At 52.5% G+C, this 15,370-nt stretch carries 16 protein-coding genes and 2 tRNA genes; 8 read left to right on the forward strand and 10 right to left on the reverse strand.

Annotated features, from left to right (window positions below; all coding sequences use genetic code 11):
- Positions 1-138: 138 nt before the first annotated feature.
- Positions 139-231, reverse strand: a tRNA-Ser gene (locus tag C8R21_RS09780).
- 78 nt (positions 232-309) lie between these two features.
- On the reverse strand, positions 310-1,539 hold the full coding sequence (locus tag C8R21_RS09785; protein ID WP_107762527.1) for an aspartate kinase: 1,230 nt from the start codon (positions 1,537-1,539) through the stop codon (positions 310-312).
- Positions 1,540-1,912: 373 nt separating this feature from the next.
- Here C8R21_RS09785 and C8R21_RS09790 point away from each other — a divergent pair, with 373 nt between their 5' ends.
- A complete protein-coding gene (locus tag C8R21_RS09790; protein ID WP_011381257.1) occupies positions 1,913-2,200 on the forward strand; it encodes a helix-turn-helix domain-containing protein in 288 nt (95 codons plus the stop codon).
- Positions 2,201-2,272: 72 nt separating this feature from the next.
- Here the strand turns inward: C8R21_RS09790 and C8R21_RS09795 are convergent, their stop codons facing one another.
- Complete coding sequence (locus C8R21_RS09795; RefSeq protein ID WP_107762575.1) at positions 2,273-3,076, reverse strand: radical SAM protein; 804 nt, start codon at positions 3,074-3,076, stop codon at positions 2,273-2,275.
- 73 nt (positions 3,077-3,149) lie between these two features.
- On the opposite strand from C8R21_RS09795, the gene queD reads away from it, so the two are divergent.
- From queD to C8R21_RS09810, 3 genes are all read left to right on the forward strand, one after another.
- Positions 3,150-3,599: a 6-carboxytetrahydropterin synthase QueD gene (gene queD / locus C8R21_RS09800; RefSeq protein ID WP_107762528.1), complete on the forward strand. Its 450-nt coding sequence runs from the start codon at positions 3,150-3,152 to the stop codon at positions 3,597-3,599.
- Between the two features lie 182 nt (positions 3,600-3,781).
- Positions 3,782-4,258: a peroxiredoxin gene (locus C8R21_RS09805; RefSeq protein ID WP_074973088.1), complete on the forward strand. Its 477-nt coding sequence runs from the start codon at positions 3,782-3,784 to the stop codon at positions 4,256-4,258.
- Complete coding sequence (locus C8R21_RS09810) at positions 4,248-5,699, forward strand: PhoH family protein (protein ID WP_107762529.1); 1,452 nt, start codon at positions 4,248-4,250, stop codon at positions 5,697-5,699. Before C8R21_RS09805 ends, C8R21_RS09810 begins: the two co-directional genes overlap by 11 nt.
- A gap of 148 nt (positions 5,700-5,847) precedes the next feature.
- On the opposite strand, the gene dnaB is transcribed toward C8R21_RS09810, so the two are convergent.
- The 7 genes from dnaB to rnr all read right to left on the reverse strand — a co-directional run bounded on the left by dnaB (position 5,848) and on the right by rnr (position 11,960).
- A complete protein-coding gene (dnaB, locus tag C8R21_RS09815) occupies positions 5,848-7,236 on the reverse strand; it encodes a replicative DNA helicase (protein WP_107762530.1) in 1,389 nt (462 codons plus the stop codon).
- 111 nt (positions 7,237-7,347) lie between these two features.
- Positions 7,348-7,803, reverse strand: a complete 456-nt coding sequence (rplI, locus tag C8R21_RS09820) for a 50S ribosomal protein L9 (protein WP_107762531.1) — start codon at positions 7,801-7,803, stop codon at positions 7,348-7,350.
- 11 nt (positions 7,804-7,814) lie between these two features.
- Entirely contained in the window at positions 7,815-8,099 is a 285-nt protein-coding gene (gene rpsR, locus C8R21_RS09825) for a 30S ribosomal protein S18 (protein WP_107762532.1), read from the reverse strand.
- A gap of 38 nt (positions 8,100-8,137) precedes the next feature.
- Positions 8,138-8,434, reverse strand: coding sequence for a primosomal replication protein N (priB, locus tag C8R21_RS09830; protein ID WP_074973094.1), 297 nt, complete (start codon positions 8,432-8,434; stop codon positions 8,138-8,140).
- Positions 8,435-8,446: 12 nt separating this feature from the next.
- Positions 8,447-8,824 (reverse strand): 30S ribosomal protein S6, encoded by a 378-nt coding sequence (rpsF, locus tag C8R21_RS09835; RefSeq protein ID WP_107762533.1) that lies wholly within the window; start codon positions 8,822-8,824, stop codon positions 8,447-8,449.
- A 122-nt stretch (positions 8,825-8,946) separates the two neighbouring features.
- Positions 8,947-9,693 (reverse strand): 23S rRNA (guanosine(2251)-2'-O)-methyltransferase RlmB, encoded by a 747-nt coding sequence (gene rlmB / locus C8R21_RS09840; RefSeq protein WP_107762534.1) that lies wholly within the window; start codon positions 9,691-9,693, stop codon positions 8,947-8,949.
- Positions 9,694-9,752: 59 nt separating this feature from the next.
- Positions 9,753-11,960, reverse strand: coding sequence for a ribonuclease R (rnr, locus tag C8R21_RS09845; RefSeq protein WP_107762535.1), 2,208 nt, complete (start codon positions 11,958-11,960; stop codon positions 9,753-9,755).
- A gap of 56 nt (positions 11,961-12,016) precedes the next feature.
- On the opposite strand from rnr, the gene C8R21_RS09850 reads away from it, so the two are divergent.
- The 4 genes from C8R21_RS09850 to C8R21_RS09865 all read left to right on the forward strand — a co-directional run bounded on the left by C8R21_RS09850 (position 12,017) and on the right by C8R21_RS09865 (position 15,361).
- Positions 12,017-12,103, forward strand: a tRNA-Leu gene (locus tag C8R21_RS09850).
- 641 nt (positions 12,104-12,744) lie between these two features.
- Positions 12,745-13,533 carry a PEP-CTERM/exosortase system-associated acyltransferase gene (locus C8R21_RS09855; RefSeq protein WP_107762536.1) on the forward strand — a complete coding sequence of 263 codons (789 nt, stop codon included), beginning with the start codon at positions 12,745-12,747 and terminating at the stop codon, positions 13,531-13,533.
- Positions 13,534-13,683: 150 nt separating this feature from the next.
- Complete coding sequence (locus C8R21_RS09860) at positions 13,684-14,133, forward strand: substrate-binding domain-containing protein (RefSeq protein ID WP_107762537.1); 450 nt, start codon at positions 13,684-13,686, stop codon at positions 14,131-14,133.
- Between the two features lie 16 nt (positions 14,134-14,149).
- The gene (locus tag C8R21_RS09865; RefSeq protein WP_258192340.1) at positions 14,150-15,361 is read left to right on the forward strand and encodes an OprO/OprP family phosphate-selective porin; all 1,212 of its coding nucleotides are present in this window, start codon (positions 14,150-14,152) and stop codon (positions 15,359-15,361) included.
- Positions 15,362-15,370: the final 9 nt, after the last annotated feature.

The following is a 15,370-nucleotide window of genomic DNA, read 5'->3' on the forward strand; positions in this document are numbered from 1 at the left end:
GAATTACCGCATGAGGGTCTTGGCTCAATGCGGTTGGAACGGTGTGATCAACCGTGTCTGATGAATGACCCATCCCCCGTTAATGGGAAAGAGCCTCCCCCGTTAATGGGAAAGAGCCGACTGCTTTAGTTTGGTGGGTGGCGGAGAGAGAGGGATTCGAACCCTCGATAAGCTTTTTGAGCCTATACTCCCTTAGCAGGGGAGCGCCTTCGACCACTCGGCCATCTCTCCAACAAAGCCGCATTAGGATAGCGGTTTAGAACTCGCGGGTCAAACAAAGGTTATGAAAGGAACGCGATAAGTGGAATATCATGATATCTGGTCGAGTTCGAATATCTTGTGCAACACCCGCACGGCCAATTCCATGTATTTTTCATCCACGACCACTGAAATCTTTATTTCCGAAGTAGAGATCATCTGGATGTTGATGCCTTCTTCCGCCAGCGTACGAAACATTCTGCTGGCAATGCCCACGTGCGAACGCATGCCGACGCCCACCACCGAGACCTTGGCTATTCTGTCACCGCCCATGACACCGCGTGCACCGATGTGAGGCTGCACCTGGTTTTCCAGGATATCCATGGTTCTCGCAAATTCATTGCGATTCACGGTAAATGAAAAATCTGTCATGCCATCGTGGCCGACATTCTGGATGATCATGTCCACATCGATATTCGCATCCGCCACGGGGCCGAGAATCTGATAGGCGATACCGGGACGGTCCGGCACACCCAGCACCGTAATCTTGGCTTCGTCACGATTGAATGCGATGCCTGAAATAATCGCCCGCTCCATGTTTTTTTCTTCCTCGAAAGTGATGAGGGTACCCTCTCCTTCCTCCTCGAAACTGGAGAGCACCCGCAATTTAACCTTGTATTTGCCCGCGAACTCCACTGCGCGGATTTGCAGCACCTTGGAACCGAGGCTTGCCATTTCAAGCATTTCTTCAAAGGTGACAGTCTTTAGCCTGCGCGCTTCGGGCACGATTCGGGGATCGGTCGTGTAAACCCCGTCTACATCCGTATAGATCTGGCATTCATCCGCCTTGAGCGCTGCCGCGAGAGCAACAGCCGTGGTGTCGGAACCGCCTCGGCCCAATGTGGTGATACTGCCCGTCTCGTCCACTCCCTGAAAGCCCGCTACTGCCACTACATATCCCGCATTGAGGTCGGCGCGTATTTTGTCCTCATCGATTTTGAGTATGCGCGCCTTGGTATAAGCGCTATCAGTGTGAATGCGCACCTGGAGGCCGGTATAGCTCTTCGCCTTGATGCCCAGATCCATCAGCGCCATTGATAGCAGAGCGACAGAAACCTGCTCGCCGGTGGAAACCATGACATCCAGTTCCCGGGGATCCGGATGAGCCTGAAATTCCCGGGCCAGCGCAATAAGACGATTTGTCTCTCCGCTCATGGCGGACACCACGACCACTACCTGATCGCCCCGAGCTTGAAATCTCGCCACCCGGCGCGCGACATTCTTGATGCGCTCCGTGCTGCCCACCGATGTGCCACCGTATTTTTGAACAATAAATGTCACGATAACCTGCTTAACTGAGAATGGCAAAGCCGCGGGCAAAATGCCATATGTCGGATCAATTCAGGGGCTTAAAGTCCCGGCATGGATATTGTGTTGGAATTTTACCTTATTACCGGAAAGAAAACCCGAGAACCTTTGCAGAAGCTTTTTCCAGGTTCCGTGATATGCAAAATGATAAACGAGAAAACCTCCAGAATATTGATACAGGTCAAATTCAGGGCTTGAAACCGCTCCATTCAGGGAAAACCTGATTGATTCAGGGGTTTCTTAATACTTGCATAGAATAAAAAAACAAATTAAATTTATGTATGTGCAATACTCCTATAACATAAAAGCGCGCCTATTCTAACTACATAACCTGTCGGGATGCCCAATGAAACTCTTCGAAGAAATATCCAATCCTCGTGAAATTCGACGCAAGCTGGGTCTCAATCAGCATGATTTCTGGAGCAAGGTCGGTGTCACCCAAAGCGGTGGTTCCCGTTATGAGAGTGGACGAAATATGCCCAGACCGGTAAGGGAACTGGTACGACTGGTGCATATCGAGCACATCGATCTTTCCAAGATCAAGAAAGATGATCTGGCTGTTGCGGCCTTACTGAAAAGCAAGGATCCTGAACTGTACAAGAGCCTGAAGAAAGCCTCCAAGGCCAAGCAGTAGGACAATACCGGAAACCTGTCCGGATCACTTCTCAAGCTTTCATCGGAGAATCAGGAAGGAGAAAAATTCAAGCTATGGATTCAGCTTTACAGCGAGTCCCCGGCGTCTTATTTGTTCCGAAAATGCCTCCATCCACTCCTGCCTGATCTTCGTGAGCCGCGGTCCCTCTGGCTGCAAGGATGGACGTGCAAGACCATACAGAAGCACCCCTTCGAGTACCCCCCCCTCGCTCACGAATTCCTCGATAAATCTCAAATACGCTTCAGATTCATTTCTGGAAGGTGGCATCCCGTCGATCTGAAATACGCAGGTCTGCAACCATGTAGGGCACAGGGATGCAGACAGTTGCAGATTGCTGCGCATCTTTTTCAAGCCCATGCGCGTGTTATTGATCAGCTGCCTCCCCTCGCGGGTGACACTGTCCAGCTTGAACCATACTTCGCCATTGAATATTGCCATCCGGCTCAACCCGCGCTGGACACTGTCGCGATCTATCAGGCTGCCATTTGTGATCAATACCAGCTTAAGCGCTTCGGGCAGATCGTAATCAGCTTTTACCCGTCCGAGCAGTTCGATGACCTGCTCGAATTCCTTTGCACTGGTCGATTCGCCATTGCCGGATAAAGCGATATCATGGAGACGCCTTGCCCCGGCAGGCACCTGCCTTTGCATGAAATCGCCATATACGATTTCGTGCAGCAAAGCCCGCAACTCGGCTTCAAGTTTTGCCAGGTCAATCGCGGGAGCAGTACCTCGCGAGAGATTCGGCACCTGGCAGTAGATGCAACGCCAGTTACATGCATTGTTCGGATTAAGATTGATTCCGATCGACACACCGCCGGCACGGCGCGAAATAACGGGGTAAACATAGGTCATCCCGGTTATATCGCGGCTATGATCTGCCACATCCAATCGTTTGGAAATTTGCTGCAATGTTACAATCCCGATAATGTTAATTACACGCAGGCTGGAATTCGATGCCGGCCACCGTATACCTTCCCACAAGAGCCAGTGCCGGCATCTGCACGGCCATCGTTACGCCATAGAAATCACCCTGTCAGGCGAAATTATCACTGAGCCTGGCGTCTCCGAGCAAGGCATGGTCATGGATTATTCCGAGGTCAAACGCATCGCGAAAAAGGTGCTGGTGGATAAATGGGACCATGCATTCCTTGCATATGCGGAAGATCACAAGTTGCTGGAATTCCTTCAATCGCTGGAAGACCATAAGACCGTGCTGCTGGATACGCCACCCACGGCGGAAAATCTGGCTCTTACCGCTTTCCACATACTCGATGAGGCCTATCAGGATCGCTATGGCAATCATCTCAGGCTGCAGCAAGTGCGCCTATTCGAAACTCCCAACTGCTGGGCCGATGCAGTGCGAGGGCAACTTTGATTGTCCATCTCACCCCCATGTCCGCTGTTTGAATCGATCACAGCATAGCAATAACCGGACAGCATTCATGAAATCAAGAGGATTGAGACCGCTTGTTTTGAAGGTGGGGAATCTTCCCTTCGTTGCAACCGCACTTGCTTTTTTTGCTAACATGACATCGCGAGTAACCACTGAGGATTGAAATGCTGAATCAGCCTGTTCCCGATTTTGAACTTCCTTCGACCAGTAATAAGACATTTCGTTTATCGACAGCCCGTGAAAAAAACCTGGTCATCTATTTTTACCCCAAGGACGACACCCCGGGATGCACCACCGAGGGGCAGGAATTCCGGGATGCTTACACCGAATTTACCGACGCCGATTGTGACATAGTGGGTATTTCGCGTGACAACATCAAGTCTCACGAGAAATTCAAGGCAAAAATGAATTTTCCGTTCGAGTTGCTGAGCGACACGGATGAGACGGTTTGCAATCTGTTCGGTGTGATGAAGATGAAAAACATGTACGGCAAGCAGGTCCGTGGCATCGACCGGAGCACATTCGTAGTCGATACGAAAGGGATACTGCGGCGCGAATGGCGAAGCGTCAAAGTGCCCGGCCATGTCCAGGAAGTCCTGGAGTTTGTGAAAACCCTGCGCAGTGAGAATCATGAGTCCTAGAAAGCCTAGTTCTTCCACGGCTTCCAAGTCATCTGCTTCCATCCCTCCTGTCATCCGCCTGATGCCCAAGTTGTTCGTACTCGACAGCAATGTGCTGATGCATGACCCCACCAGCCTGTTCCGTTTCCAGGAGCATGACATCTACATCACGATGACCACGCTCGAGGAACTCGACAACAACAAGAAAGGGATGTCGGAGGTTGCCCGCAATGCCCGCCAGACTAGCCGTTTTCTGGATGAAATCGTCAGCAGCGCGATAACGGATATTGACGAAGGCATTCCCTTGCAACCACATGGCACCAAGAATGCAACCGGAAGGCTATTCCTCCAGACGCAGGCGATCACAAACGTTCTGCCGGTATATCTGGCAAGCGGCAGCGCGGATAACCAGATTATCGGGGCAGTCAAGTTTTTGCACGATACCCACCAGAACCGCGTTGTCACACTGGTTTCCAAAGACATCAACATGCGCATCAAGGCGCGAGCCCTGGGGCTGGCGGCGGAAGATTATTTCAATGACAAGGTTCTGGAAGACACTGATGTCCTCTTTTCAGGCATTCAGGAACTGCCCGCGAATTTCTGGGATGAACACGGCAAGGACATGGAGTCCTGGCAGCAGTCGGGGCAGACATTTTATCGGGTGACCGGTCCCCTTGCCAGCGGCTTTGTAATCAATCAGTTCGTTTATCTGGAGCATGACAAACCGTTTTACGCGCAGGTCAAGGAGACCAGCGGGAGAACAGCCGTTCTGCAGACACTGAAGGATTTTACTCATCAAAAGAACAATGTCTGGGGCATCACGGCGCGGAATCGCGAGCAGAATTTCGCGTTCAATCTGCTGATGAACCCGGAAGTAGATTTTGTCACCCTGCTGGGACAGGCAGGTACCGGCAAGACGTTGCTTACACTGGCAGCGGGCCTGATGCAGACGCTGGAGCACAAGGTGTACTCCGAAATCATCATGACGCGCGTGACGGTCCCGGTAGGTGAGGATATCGGGTTTCTGCCTGGAACCGAAGAAGAAAAGATGACCCCCTGGATGGGTGCACTGGAAGACAACCTGGACGTGCTCAACAAGACGGATAACAGTGCCGGAGAATGGGGACGAGCCGCAACGCTCGATTTGATTCGCTCCCGCATCAAGATAAAATCGCTCAATTTCATGCGGGGGCGCACTTTCATCAACAAGTTTCTGATTATCGACGAAGCGCAGAACCTGACACCCAAGCAGATGAAAACGCTTATTACCCGTGCCGGCCCTGCCACCAAGGTCGTGTGCCTGGGTAACATCGCGCAGATAGATACGCCCTATTTATCGGAGGGAAGCTCAGGGTTGACCTACGTGGTGGACCGGTTCAAGGGATGGAATCACAGCGGCCACGTCACACTGCAACGCGGCGAACGTTCCAGGCTGGCGGATTATGCTGCGGAGATACTGTAAGCGCTATCGCCCGCAAGACCTGCCCACCGTCTCCGGTCTTAGCGGTAGGTCGAGCTATGCCGGATAAGTCGTCAGGCAAAGCCTGCCCTACACCTGCACTTCCAGAAGCCTGTTCTGACAATAGCGAAAGATAGTCGAACCGGCAGTCTTAATAATGCCCTGATCTGGCGTAGCTTTCGAATCGGGTATATTCGCCCAGGAAAGTCAGGTCGACCTTGCCGATCGGTCCATTCCGCTGCTTTCCTATAATGATTTCGGCGATTCCCTTGTCCTGTGTCTCCGGGTTATAGACTTCGTCCCGGTAGATGAAAAGAATCAAATCGGCATCCTGTTCGATCGCGCCGGACTCGCGCAGATCGGACATGACTGGACGCTTGTTCGGACGCTGCTCAAGACTTCGATTCAACTGGGATAAGGCGACAACGGGCACATGCAGTTCTTTTGCCAGCGCCTTAAGGGAGCGGGATATTTCGGAAATCTCCGTGGCGCGGTTCTCGCCCTGGCTGGCGGCTGACATCAACTGAAGATAATCCACCACGATCAACCCCAGATCCCCATGCTGGCGATGCAACCGGCGGGCGCGCGCTCTTAATTCCAGGGCATTCAAAGCGGCACTTTCATCAATAAAAAGCGGAGCGTCGTTCAGCTTTCCAAGCGCATGCGTCAGGCGGGACCAATCCTCGTCCAGCAGGCGGCCGGTACGTACCTTGTGCTGATCCAGCCTTCCGACGGAGCCCAGCATGCGCATCGCCAGTTGCGCGCCTCCCATTTCCATGCTGAATACCGCTACCGGCTTTTGGAGCGTGAGTGCGACATGCTCGGCAATATTGAGCGAAAAGGCGGTCTTGCCCATCGATGGCCGGCCCGCGACGATGACAAGATCGCCAGGCTGAAAGCCCGAAGTCTTTTCATCCAGATCATGGAAGCCGGTTGCGATTCCGGTAACATCGCTTTGATTATCCTGGTTGTAGAGCGTCTCTATACGCTCCACGACCTCCTTCAGCAGCGGCTGGATATCGATAAAACCCTGCTTGCCCCGCGCACCCGCCTCGGCAATTTCAAAAACCCTGGCCTCGGCTTCATCCAGCAGCGTGGCGGCTGAACGCCCAGCCGGATTATATGCCGAATCGGTAATACCGGTGCCTACCTGGGCAAGCTTGCGCATGATCGACCGTTCGCGCACGATTTCCGCATAGCGTCGGATATTTGCAGCCGAGGGCGTGTTCTGTACGATGACCCCGACGTAAGCGAGTCCGCCGACCCCCTGCAGTTCCGCGGATATCTCAAGGGATTCCGCTACCGTGATGACATCGGCCGGTTTGCTATGCTCGACCAGTTTGCAGATATGCCGGTAGATGAGCTTGTGATCCTGCCGGTAGAAGTCATCTTCCGTGATCACGTCAGCCACCTTATCCCATGCGTGATTGTCCAGCATCAATCCACCCAGCACCGACTGCTCCGCTTCAACCGAATGCGGGGGCAATTTGTATGATTCGAGTAATTGGTCGCTTGAAGCTGCCGTGAGAAATTGGGCCATGGAGTTACGTGACGTTGCGGGCATGTCCGGATTTTAACACTGCTTGCAGTGTACCAAAAATGAAAAAGGGCTGTTGCCAGCCCCTTTCGAAGATGAAAAACAGAAACCTTTTCAGGATATCGATTCGCCCAGAACGGATACGACGATATGCGCGGCCACATCTGTGTGCAGCACGACGGTTACTGGATGATCGCCCACCTGCTTCAACGAGCCCTGCGGCATGCGTATCATGGACCTTTCAACTTCAAAACCCTGGGCTTTCAGCGCATCCTCGATATTCGCATTGGTAACTGAACCGAACAGCTTGCCATCCACGCCTGCCTTTTGAGTGATCTGCAGCATCAATCCTTCCAGCTTGGCAGCACGAGCCTGGGCGGCGGCCAGGATATCCGCCTGGGTTTCCTCCAGTTCTGCGCGCTTTGCCTCGAACTCGGCAATAGCCGCCTGGGTGGCACGCTTTGCCTTACCCTGCGGAATAAGGAAATTGCGTGCGTAACCATTTTTAACCTTTACAACGTCACCCAGTTGGCCCAGGTTGACAACTTTCTCCATCAGTATGATCTGCATATCAGCTCTCCTCAGTGCAAATCAGTATAAGGAAGCAATGCCAGAAAACGGGCGCGCTCCACGGCAGTACTCAGTTGACGCTGATACCTGGACTTCGTCCCCGTTATGCGCGCCGGAATGATCTTGCCGTTCTCGTTGATGAAATCCTTCAACAACTCGATGTCCTTGTAATCGACTGTCTTGATGCCTTCCGCGGTAAAGCGGCAGAACTTCCTGCGTTTGAATAGAGGGCGGTTAGCCTTCTTGTCCTTATCCTTGTCCTTGCCATCCTTACGTTTAGAAAAAAAACGTGCCATAATTTTTCCTGTCTATTCCTGTCTATAAATGAGATCCATTAGATAGGATCGATCCGGTTTACATGCAGCGCCAGCTGCAAACTCATGCGGCTTTTTCTTGCAAGAAACCCGGCGAGCTTTACTGTCGCCCCTGGAACCAGGCCTGCAACAGTTTCTGCCATCTGCGCCAAGGCTACGGCCGAAACTTCACACTCCACCTGCCTTGGCTTCCCCGCCTCGATTTGGCGGGAAACATGTCTGATCTTGAGTTCGACTACTGCCACTCCAGCCGGGCTATAACGCAAGCTGCCAATTTCCGTGATCGTTCCGCAAATTTCAGTCCGATTGCAATCCAACGACTTGGCAGCCTAGGTCGCCAGCGTCGTTTCCTTGGCTTCCTCTGCGGGCTGCGGAGCGGGTTTGGCTTTCTCTTCGCGCATCATGGGTGACGGTGCGGTAATCGGCTCATCCATTTTGATGGTGAGGTGGCGCAATATGGCGTCATTGAATTTGAATGCGTGCTCCAGCTCGTCCAGCGTTTCCTGATCACATTCAATGTTCATGAGCACATAATGCGCCTTGTGAACTTTCTGGATCAAGTACGCGAGCTGTCGCCGTCCCCAGTCTTCCAGGCGATGCACCTGCCCGTTTCTGGCGGTTACAATGCTGCGATACCGCTCGACCATTGCGGATACCTGCTCGCTTTGATCGGGATGAACAATGAATATAATTTCGTAATGTCGCATGCAGTCTCCTTATGGGTAAAGCCTCCCGTGATGCGGGCACGGTGAGGCAAGGTCGAATGTTTCAAAGAGGCCGGTACTATACTCAACCCGCTTGAAAATATCAATTTTAATCGGGGGTTATATCAGGGCCTCGGGGCATATCTCTGGCGGTACGTTTCAAACAGGCAGATGCCCGCGCTCACGGAAACGTTGAGACTTTCCACACTGCCTAGCATGGGAATCGAAACAAGCTGATCGCAGTTTTCCCGCGTCAGCCGACGCATTCCTTTCTCTTCCGAACCCAGTACCCATGCGACGGGTCCATCAAGCTTGAGGGCGCCAAGCTCCGTATCGGCATCGGCAGCCGTTCCCAGGATCGTTACCCCCCGCTCCTTCAATCCGCGCAGAGTACGGGCGAGATTCGTCACGGAAATATAGGGCACGTTATCCGCCGCCCCGCTTGCCACCTTGTGCACCGCAGCGGTTAGGCCCACAGCGCGGTCTTTCGGTGCAATCACAGCATGAACACCGAAAGCATCTGCGACACGCAGGCACGCACCGAGGTTATGAGGATCCTGGATTCCATCCAGCACCAGAAGCAGCGCAGGCTCAGTGAGGGTGTCGAGCACATCGTCGATATCCACATATGTACGGGCGGAGTCGATACGCGCAACTACGCCCTGGTGCCGGGCACCACCCGCCAAAGCCATAAGCCTTGCGGTGTCGCATGCAATCAACCGTATGCCTTGGGTTTCTGCCAGCGTCGCCAGATCGCGGGCACGCTGATCCTTTCGCTCCGCATCGAGGAAAATCTCCCGGACGCTGGCCGCATTCTGGCGCAGCCGGCTGGTAATCGCATGGAAACCGAATATAAAGCGCGAGCCGGACATCTATGGTAATGAGTAATTGCAAAAAAGGATAAATGGGGAGCGGACACTCGCCGGGGAAATCAACTCGCTGCCCCAGTTTTTATTTTTCCCGCACCCGGGGCGTTTTCGGCGAGCACAAAATCTATCCTGCTGGATTCCAGGTCGACTCGAACCAGCCTGACCCTGAGCCGGTCGCCCAGTCGATAGCGCTTCCCGGTGCGCTCCCCCAGCAACATGTGCCTGACTGCGTCAAAATGGAAATAATCGCTGGGCAGTTCTGAAACATGCACGAGTCCCTCGACATAAATTCCATCCAATGCCACAAAAAGACCAAAACTTGCGACACCGCTGACAACTCCCTCAAAGCATTCTCCGATTCTGTCCTGCATGTAATAGCATTTGAGCCATGTTTCGACGTCGCGCGTCGCATCATCCGCCCTGCGCTCCGTCTGCGAACAATGCTCGCCCAATTCATGCCAATTACCCGGAGAATACCCTGTCTTGTTCAGCACGGCCTTGATGGCTCGGTGTACCAGCAGATCGGGATAACGCCTGATAGGGGATGTAAAGTGCGTGTAGGATTCATATGCAAGACCGAAATGGCCGACATTGTCCGGACTGTACACTGCCTGGCGCAAGGAGCGAAGCATGACAGTCTGCAACAATTGAGCGTCGGGCCGATCCTTTATTGTAGATAACGTACGAGCATAATCTTTCGCCTTGGGGTCGTCGCCACCCCCTAGCTGAACACCAAATTCCTTCAGAAAATCACGCAAGGCGGCAAGTTTTTCCGGTGTCGGACCTTCATGGATGCGATAGAGAGTCGGTTGTTTGTGTTTCTGCAAAAAATCGGAGGCGCACACATTGGCCGCGAGCATGCATTCTTCGATGAGACGATGCGCATCATTGCGTTTTACTGGCAGGATACGCTCGATTTTGCCCTCATCGTTGAAAATCATTTGCGTTTCGATCGTTTCAAAATCAATCGCCCCGCGCAGATCTCGCGCTTTCAGCAATACCTTGAATAATTTGTTGAGCAGTTGGATGTGCGGCAAAAGATCCTTGTATTGTTTCGCTTCCTCTCCCTTGGGATTCTCCAGCATGGCCGCCACTTTTGTATAGGTAAGCCGGGCGTGCGAAAACATGACTGCGGGATAAAAACGATAGTCCTTGAAGTCACCTGCAAAATCCAGGCTTATTTCGCACACCATGCATAAACGATCCACCTCCGGGTTGAGCGAACAGAGCCCATTCGATAGCGCTTCCGGCAGCATGGGGATAACGCGCCGCGGAAAATAGACCGAATTGCCACGATTGAACGCCTCCTGATCGAGCGCATCGCTTGGCTTTACATAATGGCTGACGTCGGCAATGGCAACATAGAGTTTGTAATTCTTCCCGTCGCGCTCGCAATATACAGCGTCGTCAAAATCTCGCGCGGTTTCGCCATCTATGGTCACCAACGGCAAGTGACGGATATCTTCCCTCTTGACCAGGTCTTTTTTCAATACCTTGGATGGAAAACGGGCGGAAAGTTTTTCCACCTCCGGTGGAAACTGGTAAGGCAAGTCGTGCTTGCGAAGCGCAATTTCGATCTCCATCCCGGGGGCGGTATAGTCGCCCAAAATCTCGATGATGCGGCCGATTGGCTGCGCATGTTTGCTCGGCTGCTGAATGATCTCTACCATGACCACTTGGCCTGCCCTTGCATTCATCGATTCTTCTTTGGGGATCAGAATATCCTGGCTGATGCGCTTGTTCTCCGCCTCCACGTACAGAATTCCGTGATCCGCATGCAATCGCCCCACCAAATGGGTTACAGCACGTTCCAACACTTCTACGATGGCCCCTTCCCTGCGGCCTCGCCGGTCAACCCCGATTTCACGCACCATCACCCGGTCGCCGTGCAGCGCTTTGCGCATTTCTTTGGCGCTCAAGAATAAATCCGGACTGCCATCATCGGGTATCAGAAAAGCAAATTCGTCCGGGTGACCCTGGACCTTCCCTTTGATAAGATCGAGCTTCTCCACCATGCAGATATCGCCCTTCCGGTTACGCATGATCTGGCCTTCGCGCAACATGGCAGAAAGACGGCGGCTGAAGATCTCGTCTTCTTCTTCGGTGATTCCGAGCAGGTTCTGCAAGACTTCCTCGGGCAAGGGGACCCCCTGCTCTTCGAGTATCTGGAGTATGAATTCCCGGCTGGGCAGCGCGTGACCATAACGCTCTTTTTCCCGTTCAAGATAAGGGTCCAACTTGCGGAGCTTTTGTTTCTTCTTGATTGTCAAAGCTGATTTCCTATAGAATTGCGCCTCTGTCCCATCGTTGGACAGATTCGCTCATTGCCCAGATGGCGGAATTGGTAGACGCACTAGGTTCAGGTCCTAGCGGTGGCAACACTGTGGAGGTTCGAGTCCTCTTCTGGGCACCAATCAAAACATTCCCGCTGATCCCGCCTGTACCGGCCCAAATGGCACAGGAAGCGCTGCTTTTCTCAGTATAGCAGGACAGCGCATCGCACTCCGGAATTACCCCTACCCGCCCATTTTTTCCTTCTGTTACGCTTAGGCTCTGCGGCCATTTTAGCTACGACATTACCAGATAATATCTAGCTGTAAAATTTTACAGCTATTCATGCGCCGCGATCCGTTGTCTCATAAGGCCTGTGTGCCGACATAAACCGTTCAGACGCATTGGGCAATCAAGAATAACAGATGGCAAGCTTGCTTCCCTCACACGCATATTGCTACACATGGGTCGATCCGGCGAACCTAAAGATAACCTTTTCAATCCTTGGAAAAGGGTACCAAGAGGTTCCTTTCTTGATGACTCGATGGATAAAGGGGAAGGGATTCCTGTCGTTAAAGAACTGTGTTCAAGAAATAGGACGTGTTCCATTATGTTCCGTAACCGTATTCCCGGCATCCTGCTATCTGACGTCATCGCCTCCAGCAAGAGATCCAATAAGGGAAAAATATATCGAAAAGGATATTTCGGGGAGAATCTGTCACCCGTTTTCCGCGCGATTTTAAGTTCTTCCGACTTGAATTACAGTTACCTGAGCTCATCTAGATGAACGACATCGTGACCGCCTTTAACGAATATTTCGAAGTTATCGACGCCGACACTCCGGAGTTATTGCGAGATGTATTTCGCCTTCGTTACCAGGTACTCTGTATCGAACAGCGCTTGCCGGGGTTTGAAGCGTCACGCTATCCTGATGGGTACGAATATGACGATTACGATGTCCACTCCTCTCATATTCTTCTTCAACACCGTCCTTCCGGCGATTTTGTCGGCACTGCCCGCCTCATACTTCCCGATCCACTCTCCCCGGAAAAACTGTTCCCAGTTGAGCAACATACGCAGTTGGACCCGTTCTTCAATATTAATCGGTTACCCCGACAACACACGGCCGAAGTATCACGCTTGCTGATCGCGCGGCGGTTTCGCCGCCGTAAAAGTGACAATGGTAGACGGGAAAATGAAATAGTTGTTGGAGACAGCGCTACAGGAAAACCACGCCGTTTCCCTCATCCTATCCTTGCGCTTGTTGTTGGTCTCATACGCATGTCCGCCACTCATCACATTACCCATTGGCTGTCGATCATGGACCCTGCCTTGAACAGGTTGTTAAGCCTCTACGGACTCCAGCACAACCCAGTGGGCCCATTGACCGAGTATCATGGCAGTCGGCAGCCCTATCACTATGACTTGTCCATAATGCTGGACAAGATGCGGATAAATCATACCCAGGTCTGGGAACTTCTTACAGATTACGGCAGCATCGTTCCAATGCGTCCAGCCCAGGTTCCCAGTCAAGTACCCGTTTCCGCCATTCTTGCTGATATTGAAAAATAATAGCCGTACTTTTGCGGCATGCCTGACACAGCCCGGCTTCACGAGTCACTGCTTATCTCTATTTCTCATTCCGAAAGTCCCGACTCAACTCAAGGTAAGGTCGCCACACACCCCTTCAGTGCGCATATCCCTGCCGGGTGAGTAAAAATTGTGACAATTAAAATAAAAATTAAACGTTTTATTTCGTTTATGTGCCTGCTGCTCGGCCTGTTATACATGACAGGCAGTGCACGGGCAGTCGAGCCCTATGAGATCGTGGCTAACTCCGGCCTCAACGAAAAAACCCTCTCCAAAAATGCCTTGCGCGCCATCTTCGGCATGCGCTTGCATACATGGCCAGACGGCACCCCCATTCATGTGTTCGTGCTGCCGGATGAAGCCCCTCTCCACATCGCATTCTCCAAGGAAAAGTTGAATGTCTTTCCCTATCAACTCCGCGCAGCATGGGACCGGCTGGTGTTCTCGGGCACGGGACAGGCGCCGGAAACGGTCGCTTCTCCAGAGGAAATGCTTGCAAAAGTCGGTAGCACACCCGGAGCAATTGGCTATTTAACCCGATCCAGAATGGATAGCACTGTCAATGTTCTGCAAGTCAAGTAACCACATTCGCCGCTGTTTGACGCGAGATGTTGTCCGGCTCGTCGTGGTGTCTGCCGTCCTTTCGAATTGTGTGGCTTACGCGCAAAAACTGCCGATTCCTCAGAACCTGCCGAACAACCTGCAAATACATGGCTTTGCCAGCCAGAGTTGGCTCAAGAGTACGAACAACAATAACGTTTTCGGGAAAAGCAGTTCCGATAGCGGAAGTTTTGACTTCAGGGAACTGGGACTGAATGCTTCCATGAGGCCCAAGCCCAACCTCCAGTTTTCGGCTCAGATGATTTCCCGCACGGCGGGAAAAGGGAGCCCGGGCAACATTCGGCTCGATTACGGATTCATTGATTATGCGTTTCTATCGGGAGAAGACAGCAAGATGGGAATTCGCCTGGGCAGGATGAAGAATCCGCTCGGCTTTTACAATGCCACGCGCGATGTCCCCTTCACGCGGCCCACTATACTTTTACCTCAATCCATCTATTTTGATCGCACCCGCAAACTGGCCATCGCGGCGGACGGCGGGCACTTGTACGGTGAGCACCGCTCTGATATCGGGAATCTCTCTGTTCAGTTCGGAGCAGTACGTCCACTGGTCCGTGGCGCAGAAACTGAGGTGGCGCTATTGGGACGTGAAATGCCAGGCCACCTCAGCCCGGATATATTGTATATCGGCCAGGTAAATTATGAACTTGACGAAGGCAGGCTTCGTTTTGCATTCAGCGGGGCTCAGTTGAACATAAATTATGATCCTGCGAGTAGCGAGCGGCTCGGCGCGGGTTCAATTCGCTTTACACCTCTCATTTTCTCCGCGCAATATAACGCAGAACGCTGGAGTTTCACTTCGGAATACGCGCTCCGCCATTTCGAATATAAAAATTTCGGCAGCCCCCCCCTCGATCTCAATTTCTGGGGAGAGAGCTATTACATCCAAGGAGTCTATCGAATCACGCCGGAATGGGAAGCAATCGCTCGTTACGATGTCCTGTATACGAACAGCGATGACCGCAACGGAAAAAAATGGGCTGCAGCTACAGGCGGCGATCCGCATCGGCGGTATGCTAAAGACATTACTGTAGGGCTGCGCTGGAATGTCACGCCTGAGTTCATGTTGCGTGCCGAGTATCACCGCGTGAATGGAACAGCCTGGCTTTCGACTCTCGATAACCCTACCTCGGGAGACCTGTCGCCGCATTGGAATCTGTTTTCCATCCTCGGCTCCTACCGGTTCTAAACATGCTGC

The organism is Nitrosospira multiformis (assembly GCF_003050865.1).
GTDB lineage: Bacteria > Pseudomonadota > Gammaproteobacteria > Burkholderiales > Nitrosomonadaceae > Nitrosospira > Nitrosospira multiformis_E.

Coding starts and splice junctions, on each gene's coding strand:
- C8R21_RS09790 (WP_011381257.1), top strand. CDS start 1,913: ATGAAACTCTTCGAAGAAATATCCAATCCTCGTGAAATTCGACGCAAG.
- C8R21_RS09795 (WP_107762575.1), bottom strand. CDS start 3,076: ATGACCTATGTTTACCCCGTTATTTCGCGCCGTGCCGGCGGTGTGTCG.
- queD (WP_107762528.1), top strand. CDS start 3,150: ATGTTAATTACACGCAGGCTGGAATTCGATGCCGGCCACCGTATACCT.
- C8R21_RS09805 (WP_074973088.1), top strand. CDS start 3,782: ATGCTGAATCAGCCTGTTCCCGATTTTGAACTTCCTTCGACCAGTAAT.
- C8R21_RS09810 (WP_107762529.1), top strand. CDS start 4,248: ATGAGTCCTAGAAAGCCTAGTTCTTCCACGGCTTCCAAGTCATCTGCT.
- dnaB (WP_107762530.1), bottom strand. CDS start 7,236: ATGGCCCAATTTCTCACGGCAGCTTCAAGCGACCAATTACTCGAATCA.
- rplI (WP_107762531.1), bottom strand. CDS start 7,803: ATGCAGATCATACTGATGGAGAAAGTTGTCAACCTGGGCCAACTGGGT.
- rpsR (WP_107762532.1), bottom strand. CDS start 8,099: ATGGCACGTTTTTTTTCTAAACGTAAGGATGGCAAGGACAAGGATAAG.
- rpsF (WP_107762533.1), bottom strand. CDS start 8,824: ATGCGACATTACGAAATTATATTCATTGTTCATCCCGATCAAAGCGAG.
- rlmB (WP_107762534.1), bottom strand. CDS start 9,693: ATGTCCGGCTCGCGCTTTATATTCGGTTTCCATGCGATTACCAGCCGG.
- C8R21_RS09855 (WP_107762536.1), top strand. CDS start 12,745: ATGAACGACATCGTGACCGCCTTTAACGAATATTTCGAAGTTATCGAC.